Below are 7,583 nucleotides of genomic sequence, written 5' to 3' on the forward strand. Positions count from 1 at the left end.
GCCGTGCTGAGCGAGGCCGAAGCGCTGCTGGCGCCCCGCGGCGAGGGGGAGGTAAACCAGGTGATCGCCGGGCTGGAAAACCAGCGCCAGCGCCAGCAGGAGGCCGCCGAGGAGGCCGCTGTTCTGCTGGCCCGCACCGAGCTGCTGCATGAGGAGCTGCTGGAGCGCTGGCAGCAGCAAAAGCAGCAGAGCGCCGAGCTGCAGGAGCAGCGGCGCCAGCAGCTGGAGCGCTCGATCCGCCAGGGCCAGAATGAGGTGAAGCGAATCATCCGCCGGCTGCGTCAGGGTTCAGGCTCGGGGGCCGCCAGCAGCACCGCCCTGGGTGAAACCGCCCGCCAGGCCGGCCAGCGGCTCAAGCACCTCGAGCAGCAGCACCGCCCCACCCCGGAGCGGCGCGAGCATCGCGGCTGGATGCCGGTGGTTGGCGATCGGGTGCGGGTGTTGTCCCTGGGCAAGGCCGGCGAGGTGCTGGCCCTCTCCGATGACGGCCGGGAGCTCTCCGTGCGTTGCGGCCTGATGCGGCTGACCCTGGAGCTGGCCGCGATCGAGGGGCTCCATGGCGAAAAACCATCACCCCCTGAGGTGCAGGTGCAGGTGAAGGGGCAGCGGGGGCTGGGCGGCAGGGGTGCCAGCGTGCGCAGTGAGCGCAACACGGTGGACGTGCGCGGCCTCAGGGTGCATGAGGCGGAGGCCCAACTGGAGGAGCGGCTGCGCCAGGCCAATGGCCCGGTGTGGGTGATCCACGGCATCGGCACCGGCAAGCTCAAGGGCGGCCTGCGGGCCTGGCTGGCAACGGTGCCCTACGTGGAGCGGGTGAGCGATGCCGAGCAGGGCGACGGGGGCGCGGGCTGCAGTGTGGTTTGGGTGAAGTGAGGGGCTGCCCTTCGGCAGGGCCATGACGCTCGCCCCAGCCAGTCACGCCTATTAGTTGCGAGTCCACATCCGTAAAACCTTCACCAAGCGCAAGTCCTCCAGCACTTGATACACCAACCGGTGTTGGATGTTGATGCGCCTGGAGCAGTATCCGCGGAGATCTCCCACCAGGGCTTCGTAGGGCGGTGGTTGTTGGTAGGGATCAGCAGCCAACAGATCAAGCAGGGCCTGGGCTTTCTGCTTTAGAGCAGGCGACGCGGAGGCAAGTTTGCGGGCATCCTTCTGAGCCTGTTTGGTGAATAAAACGGTCCAGCTCACCAGCCTGGTTCGCTGCTCAGTTCTGAGGCTTCGGTGGCCATTCCCTCCAGGATCGACTCGCGCATCCCGGGGATGGCCAACAGATGGAGCGTTTCCTCAATCGAGCGCCAGTCGGCCTCGGAAATCAGGACCGCGTTCCCCCTCTTGCCGTGGATCTGCACCGGTTGATGGGATTGCCCCACCTCATCAATTAAGGCGTAGAGGCGCCTGCGAGCTTCCGTGGCCGACACAATGGTCACAGGGTCCTCGGAGAACGTACGTAAAAGCGTACCGCAAGACCCGAGTCGATGCTGTGATCCTGGAGTTGCTGCCCTTAGCCTTGGGCCACCCTTCGGTAGGGACATGACGCTCGCCCCAGCCAGTACCGAGGCGCCGCTCTCCCCCAAGCCGCCCTGCACTGGCTCGCCCTGCCCTGGGCTTTTGATCCCGGAACAACCGTGCGGCTCGCTTACCCTGCCGCTTCCGCTCAGCGGCAGCCTGAGGCTCACCCCAGAGCAGTTCGCCGAGCTGTGCCAGGCCAATCCTGAGTCCGTGCTTGAGCTAGCCGCTGATGGCTCCCTGATCCCGATGACTCCTACCGGAAGCGAAACAGGAGCCCGCAACGCCAACCTGCTCTTTCAGATTCAGGCCTGGGCGCGTGCCGCCGGCGGCTGGAAGGTGTTCGACAGCTCCACCGGTTTTCGCCTGCCGGACAACTCTGTGCTCAGTCCTGATGTCTCGCTGGTCGAACTGGATCGCTGGCAGGCCCTCAGCGAGGCAGAGCGCCGGGGCTTCGCGCCGCTCTGCCCCGATCTGGTGGTGGAACTGGCAAGTCCCAGCGACGACGGCCCGCGCGGGATCACGGCATTGCGCCAGAAGATGGCCGCCTACCAGCGCAACGGCGCCCGGCTGGGCTGGTTGCTGATCCCAGCAGAGCGGACCGCGGAAGTGTGGGGACCGCTGGCCGATGGCAAACAGGGCTGGCGGATCGGGGCTGCCACCCGGCTGGATGGGTCGCCCCACTTTCCCGCTCTGGTGCTGGAGCTGGAGGAAATCTGGGCGGGGTGAAGGAGGTGCGGGCGGGGTGGTCAGCGCTGCCAGAGCCAGCGGCTGTCGCTGGTCAGCGCGCGGGCCATGGCGGTGCCGGAGGCGATCAGTTCGCCGTGCTCGGCGGGAGTGAACACGAGGGCATCGCAGCTCAGGGGCAGATCAGCCAGGGGCCAGGCCAGCAGTCGCTGGTGCTGGGGGCCGCACGCCTCGGCATCGATCAACAGCAGATCGAGGTCGCTGCCCACGCCGGCGTCGCCGCGGCCGTAGCTGCCGAAAACGCCCACCCGCTCCAGGCTGGGGTGCTCCGCCGCCATCCGTTCGGCCCAGCCGGCAACCTGGTGAAGCACCAGCTCCGGCTCAGGCCAGCGCAGTAGTGATTGCGTCAACGATCGAACGGGCATGGCGCTGGGCGTCATCGCTTTGAAGCCTGCCGAAGTGATCACTCGGGGCTCCATCGGGAAGGCTATCGGGGTAACGGGTGGGGATGTAGAGCGCATCCAGGATGCGCAGCCTGTCCTCCAGATCGCTCAGCGCTTCCGCGAGCGCAGCACCGACCACAGGGGGCAGTTCTCGCCAGGAGCGGCCGAGGCCATGGCCCCAGGCCTGCTGGCCATGGTGCAGGTGCAGGGCCTTCAGCGCCTTCTCCACCGCCTGGTGGCAGGCGAAGCAGGCCCATTCATGGTGGCCGGCGGCGGCACTCACCGCCGCCAGATCGAGATCGGAGTGCGCCTGATGCAGCCAGTCGGCGGAGCGGTTCATCGGCTGCTGTGGCTGCGTTCATTCTGGTGCGCTGCTGCATCTGTTGTTCGGCAATGGCAGGCTGCCGGCTCTGGGGGATGGCTCCGCAGGAGCGCAGGTCGGCCGGTTCGGATGCCGCTGGTTTGGCCGACTGGTTGGAGCGGACCCTTCTCCATGCCGGAGTGATCAACCCCTGCCACCTGCTGGCTGGGGGGTGAATACAAAAAAAGCCCTGCCAGAGGCAGGGCTGAAGGGCATTGCAGGCTTGGTTACAGCTGCTCGGCGACCACTGAATCGGTGCTCACTGGACTTTTGGCCAGGTTGATGCGGCGCCTCAGCCGGCGGCTGTAGGCGAAGGCCGCCCCGATGCCAAGAATGGGCAGGGGGCCAGGGACGGAAGCAGGAGCGGTAGGCCCATTAGGGACGGAAGCAGGAGCGGTAGGCCCATTGAAGTTGCTGATGGTGGTGGATGCCCGGCCCCACATTGATTCAATAGTGTGCAGCCTGAAGCCGAAGACATCTCCAGTGAGCACAGAGAAAGATGCTGAGCCAGACTGAGTCTGACTAATGCCACTGGTAAGTTGAGTGAAGGCCCCGTTCAAGAGATAGCCAAAGGGGTCATATGCAGCACCATCAGCAGTTGAAAAACTCCAATCGAAGCTCACGGTTCCCGCAGTGGGTGCTGCGATCGTGAAGTCGGTGTTTTGTGGACCACTACCATCGTCAGAGCCATCTAAGATAATGCTGATTGGGGCGCCGCTTGTGTCGATTAAGCCATTGCCCCCAATGCTTTGGGTCCAGTTGCCCGGGGCATAGTCACCAGCAAACCCAGTCAAGGCTTGGGCTGGGCTGCCCGCAAGGCCAAGGGTTGCGCTGGCCAGGCCAGCGGTCATTAGGCCAGGAAACTTCCCCTTGGAGAGGGAGGCACTGAGAGTCAGCATCGCCTTATGGCAAAGCAAATGAATTTTTAAATAAGCACAAGGGCCTGCCAGAGCGCTTGCGCAAGGGGGAGCGATGCCGCTTTCTTGATTGGCATAGGCCCTGGTGTGGGCCCGCTCCCGGGCGTGGCCTGTGTTGGGGCGAGCAGGGCTGGCTAAAATGTCACGATGCGCTGACCTCCCAGCCCCGTCCCGGTGCTATCTACCGGGACGGGGGAACCATCAAAGCCATGCCCAGCGCTCGCAACCAGGCAAACCCCGCCGGCAGGCGCAAGGCTGGTAGCCCGCCCGCCCGCTCCGGCTTCGGGGCCGCGCCTGCCAATCCCAGGGCCCTGCTCGCAGAAGCCGAGCAGCTGGCCTCTGCCCATGCCCTGCTGGGCGCCCAGGAGCGCCTGGATGCCATCGAGTCAGCCCTGGGGCGCACGCCGCGGTTTCGCCTGATCCAGGGATATGTGTGCTTTCATCTGGGTCAGCTGGATTGGGCTCTGGCGCTGCTCCAGCCCCTGGCCGAGCGCCAGGACGCCATCGGCCGAGTGGCATGCACCTTTCTGGCCGATGCCTGCCATCACGCCGGGGATCGACCGGCTATGGCCCAGTTGCTGAGCAGCCAGCCGGGCTGGGCGGCAACGCCGGAGGGGCGGCTCTTTAACGCCAGACTTTGCGCCGCCACCGACCCGGAAGCGTCCGTGGCGGCCCTGCTGCCCCTGGCGGAGGGTCGCTTCCCTGGCCAGCTGCGGCGGATGGCCGGATTTGACGCCGTGAAACTGCTCGACCAGCTCGGTCGCCATCGCCAGGCTTGGTCGCTGGCGCGGCAGCTGCAGTGCGCCACTGCCCCACCTTTTGATCTGCAGGGCTTTCTGGCCCCGCTGCAGGAGCAGCTGGAGGCGCTGCGCTGCGCCGATCTCCAACCGTTATTGCCGCCCGCCCCGCCTGCCGCTGCTGCGGGCGAGCCCGGGGTGGCCTTCGTGCTGGGCCTGCCGCGCTCAGGCACCACGCTGCTGGAGCAGATGCTCGATGGCCATCCATCGGTGTGTGGCATCGGCGAATTTCAGGGCCTGACCCTGCTCTCCCGGGAGCTGGGGGAGCAGGGCTGCGGTGCTGAACAGCTCACCTGCCTCAGCGGCCAGCGCCGCTCCGCCCTGGGCAGGATCTACCGCCAGCCTGCCCAGCGCCTCGCCGATGGGCAGGCCGCCTGGATTGTGGACAAGTCACTGATCAGCTGGATGTGGCTGCCCGCCATCGCCCAGGTGCTGCCCGGATCGGTGGTGCTGCACCTGCGCCGGGATCCCCGCGACCTGGCCCTCAGCCTCAGCATGGCGGCGATCCGCCCCACCGGCGTCCTGGGTTGGGTGAGCAGCCTCGATCAGATCCGGGCTGTGCTGAGCATCCATCTGCAACTGACCAGCCTGGCCATCGAGCGGCTCCAGCTCAACCATCGCGTCATCCGCTACGAGTCGCTGGTGGCGCAGCCGGAAGCCAGCCTGCGCGGCTGCCTCGATGCCATGCACCTGCCCATGCATGAGGGCGTGCTGCACCCCGAACGCAACCCGCGCATCCCGATCACCCTCAGCCACAGCCAGGCCCGCGAGCCGATCTACAGCACTTCCGTGGGCCGCTGGCGCCAGTACGACTGGCTGTTCGGCGACGAGTGGGAGCAGTTGGCGAGCCTGGCCTGCAGCTGAAATTCAGCCCAGAACAGCCAGCCGTGCCTCCAGGGCGCTGCGCAGCTGGCCGATGAGGGCGAGCAGCTGCTCTCGGCTCGCTGGCAGCGGCGTTTCTTCTGGCGAGTAGCGGGCCTTGACGGCAAACTCCTGCAGCTCCAGAAGCTCCTCCGGCAGCCTGGCACCAGCCAGGAGCTGCAGGCGGGCCAGGTCGTGGCTGAGGGGCGGCTGCTGATCGGCCAGCACGATCAGCCCTTTGAGCAGATTCTCCACGCACTGCTGGGCGAGAAACCCCCAGTTCTCCTGCGCGAAGCCCGGATCCAGGCTGGCTGCCAACGACTGCTCGTGCCGCAGTGCCAGCCGCAAAATGGCGCGGGCGTCTTCCTCAGGCGGCATCGAGTGGCACCCCTTCGCGGTGGATGTGGCCGAGCACATGCCAGCGGGAGTCAGCCCATCTGTTGGTGGTAGCAGCATCGCTGATCAGCAGGTCTAGATCCACCGGCAGCAGGGGCAGCAGCAGGTTGCGCACCCGGCGGCGCAGCCGCTTTTCCCGTTCCGGCGTGAGGCTGCCCGCCACGATCAGGAGCAGGTCGAGGTCTGATTCCGATCGCGCGTTGCCACGGGCGCGGGAGCCAAACAAAACCAGTCTCTCAACCTCGGGGTCCTGGCCTAGCAGCTCCAGTGCTGCGCCGATCTCAGCTGCCTCCAGCCCCGGGCCGAGCGGACACCGTTGCTGGTGGGTGGGGGTCACGGCAGCTTCAGCTCCGGCAGCGCGGCCCGAGGCCTCGATGGGGGCAGGGCATCGCCAGCCCGATCGAACAGGCGCCAGCCGCGGGGATCCACATCCAGGTGCAGGCTGGCCCCCGGCGGCAGGCTTACATCTGGGCCGACCCTCACCTGCACCAGGTGACCGCCCTCCTCCAGCCGGCAGGTGAGCAGTTGTTCGTTGCCCAGGGCTTCGCCATGGCTCACTTCGGCCTTCAGGTTGCGGTTGGTGGCGGGAGCTAGCTGGAAGTGCTCCGGCCGCAGCCCACCGGTGAGCTCCTGGCCGGTCCGGGCCGCCAGCGCCTCGGCCAGGGGACCCTCCACCGCCAGCTTGCGGCTGCCCAGCTGCACCTGAGCCGAGCCGACCGCCTGCACCGGCAGCAGATTCATCGGCGGGCTGCCGATGAACTGGGCTACAAACAAGTTGGCGGGCCACTGGTAGAGCTCCATCGGTGTGCCCAGCTGCTGCAGCCGGCCGGCGTTGAGCACGGCGATGCGGTGGCCCATGGTCATGGCCTCCACCTGGTCGTGGGTCACATACAAAGTTGTGGTGCCCAGCCGCCGCTGCAGCTCCACGATCTGGGTGCGGGTGCCGGTGCGCAGCTTGGCGTCGAGGTTGCTGAGCGGTTCATCCATCAAGAACACCGCCGGCTGCCGCGCGATGGCCCGGCCCAGGGCCACCCGTTGCTTCTGGCCGCCGGAGAGCTCCTTGGGCAGGCGCTCGAGCAGCTGGCCTAGCTCCAGGGTTTCGGCCACCTCGGCGATCCGCTCGGCAATGCGCCCTTCCCGTGGCGAGTGCAGCTGCAGTCGCCGCGGCAGGCCCCGGCTGGCCAGGTGCAGGCTGTCCTGCAGCTGCTGCAGGAGGCTGCGCCGGCGGCTGCGCCGCAGCCCGAAGCCGATGTTGTCGGCCACGCTCAGGTGGGGATAGAGCGCATAGCTCTGAAACACCATGGCCACGTCCCGCTGGGCTGGGCGCAACTGGCTCACGGGCCGGCTGCCCACGTAGATCTCGCCGCCAGTGGGCTGCTCCAGGCCCGCCAGCAGGCGCAGCAGGGTGCTCTTGCCGCAGCCCGATGGCCCCACCAACACCAGAAATTCGCCGTCCCCAATCTGGAGATCGAGTTGGCGCAGCACTTCCACCGGCTCGCTCCCCCGGCGGGGTGGGTAGGCCTTGCTGACCTGCTGGAAGCGAACCTCTGCCAAGACGGGCCTTCAGACGGCGCGATCCTAGGTTTGGAGCAATGCAGTTCATCGATCAGGC

At 67.1% G+C, this 7,583-nt stretch carries 11 protein-coding genes; 3 read left to right on the forward strand and 8 right to left on the reverse strand.

The genetic code is table 11. The features are described 5' to 3' along the window. Nucleotides 1-873: Smr/MutS family protein (locus tag KBZ15_RS14485; RefSeq protein ID WP_255015914.1), on the forward strand; the 873-nt coding region annotated here is incomplete at its 5' end. A gap of 51 nt (nt 874-924) precedes the next feature. On the opposite strand, the gene KBZ15_RS14490 is transcribed toward KBZ15_RS14485, so the two are convergent. Together KBZ15_RS14490 and KBZ15_RS14495 are read right to left on the reverse strand one after the other, a co-directional pair. Continuing rightward, the gene (locus KBZ15_RS14490) at nt 925-1,191 is read right to left on the reverse strand and encodes a Txe/YoeB family addiction module toxin (protein WP_255015915.1); all 267 of its coding nucleotides are present in this window, start codon (nt 1,189-1,191) and stop codon (nt 925-927) included. Then, nucleotides 1,188-1,430 (reverse strand): type II toxin-antitoxin system Phd/YefM family antitoxin, encoded by a 243-nt coding sequence (locus KBZ15_RS14495; protein ID WP_255015916.1) that lies wholly within the window; start codon nt 1,428-1,430, stop codon nt 1,188-1,190. Before KBZ15_RS14495 ends, KBZ15_RS14490 begins: the two co-directional genes overlap by 4 nt. Nucleotides 1,431-1,533: 103 nt before the next feature. On the opposite strand from KBZ15_RS14495, the gene KBZ15_RS14500 reads away from it, so the two are divergent. Next, complete coding sequence (locus KBZ15_RS14500) at nt 1,534-2,238, forward strand: Uma2 family endonuclease (RefSeq protein WP_255015918.1); 705 nt, start codon at nt 1,534-1,536, stop codon at nt 2,236-2,238. Between the two features lie 20 nt (nt 2,239-2,258). Here KBZ15_RS14500 and KBZ15_RS14505 read toward each other — a convergent pair whose 3' ends face one another. The 3 genes from KBZ15_RS14505 to KBZ15_RS14515 form a co-directional block, all read right to left on the reverse strand. Then, nucleotides 2,259-2,567 carry a nucleotidyltransferase domain-containing protein gene (locus KBZ15_RS14505; protein WP_255015919.1) on the reverse strand — a complete coding sequence of 103 codons (309 nt, stop codon included), beginning with the start codon at nt 2,565-2,567 and terminating at the stop codon, nt 2,259-2,261. Nucleotides 2,568-2,577: 10 nt separating this feature from the next. Next, complete coding sequence (locus KBZ15_RS14510) at nt 2,578-2,979, reverse strand: HEPN domain-containing protein (protein ID WP_255015920.1); 402 nt, start codon at nt 2,977-2,979, stop codon at nt 2,578-2,580. A gap of 248 nt (nt 2,980-3,227) precedes the next feature. Next, nucleotides 3,228-3,443, reverse strand: a complete 216-nt coding sequence (locus KBZ15_RS14515) for a hypothetical protein (protein ID WP_255015922.1) — start codon at nt 3,441-3,443, stop codon at nt 3,228-3,230. 683 nt (nt 3,444-4,126) lie between these two features. Here KBZ15_RS14515 and KBZ15_RS14520 point away from each other — a divergent pair. Beyond that, nucleotides 4,127-5,578 (forward strand): sulfotransferase, encoded by a 1,452-nt coding sequence (locus KBZ15_RS14520; RefSeq protein ID WP_255015924.1) that lies wholly within the window; start codon nt 4,127-4,129, stop codon nt 5,576-5,578. A gap of 3 nt (nt 5,579-5,581) precedes the next feature. Here KBZ15_RS14520 and KBZ15_RS14525 read toward each other — a convergent pair whose 3' ends face one another. From KBZ15_RS14525 to KBZ15_RS14535, 3 genes are read right to left on the reverse strand one after another with little or no spacing between them, the layout of a single operon-like run. Further along, nucleotides 5,582-5,953 (reverse strand): HEPN domain-containing protein, encoded by a 372-nt coding sequence (locus tag KBZ15_RS14525; RefSeq protein WP_255015925.1) that lies wholly within the window; start codon nt 5,951-5,953, stop codon nt 5,582-5,584. Next, nucleotides 5,943-6,308 (reverse strand): nucleotidyltransferase family protein, encoded by a 366-nt coding sequence (locus KBZ15_RS14530; RefSeq protein WP_255015926.1) that lies wholly within the window; start codon nt 6,306-6,308, stop codon nt 5,943-5,945. The genes KBZ15_RS14525 and KBZ15_RS14530 overlap by 11 nt, the downstream gene beginning before the upstream one ends. After that, nucleotides 6,305-7,525: an ATP-binding cassette domain-containing protein gene (locus KBZ15_RS14535; RefSeq protein ID WP_315859902.1), complete on the reverse strand. Its 1,221-nt coding sequence runs from the start codon at nt 7,523-7,525 to the stop codon at nt 6,305-6,307. The genes KBZ15_RS14530 and KBZ15_RS14535 overlap by 4 nt, the downstream gene beginning before the upstream one ends. Nucleotides 7,526-7,583: the final 58 nt, after the last annotated feature.

The organism is Cyanobium sp. BA20m-p-22 (assembly GCF_024346275.1).
GTDB lineage: Bacteria > Cyanobacteriota > Cyanobacteriia > PCC-6307 > Cyanobiaceae > Cyanobium_A.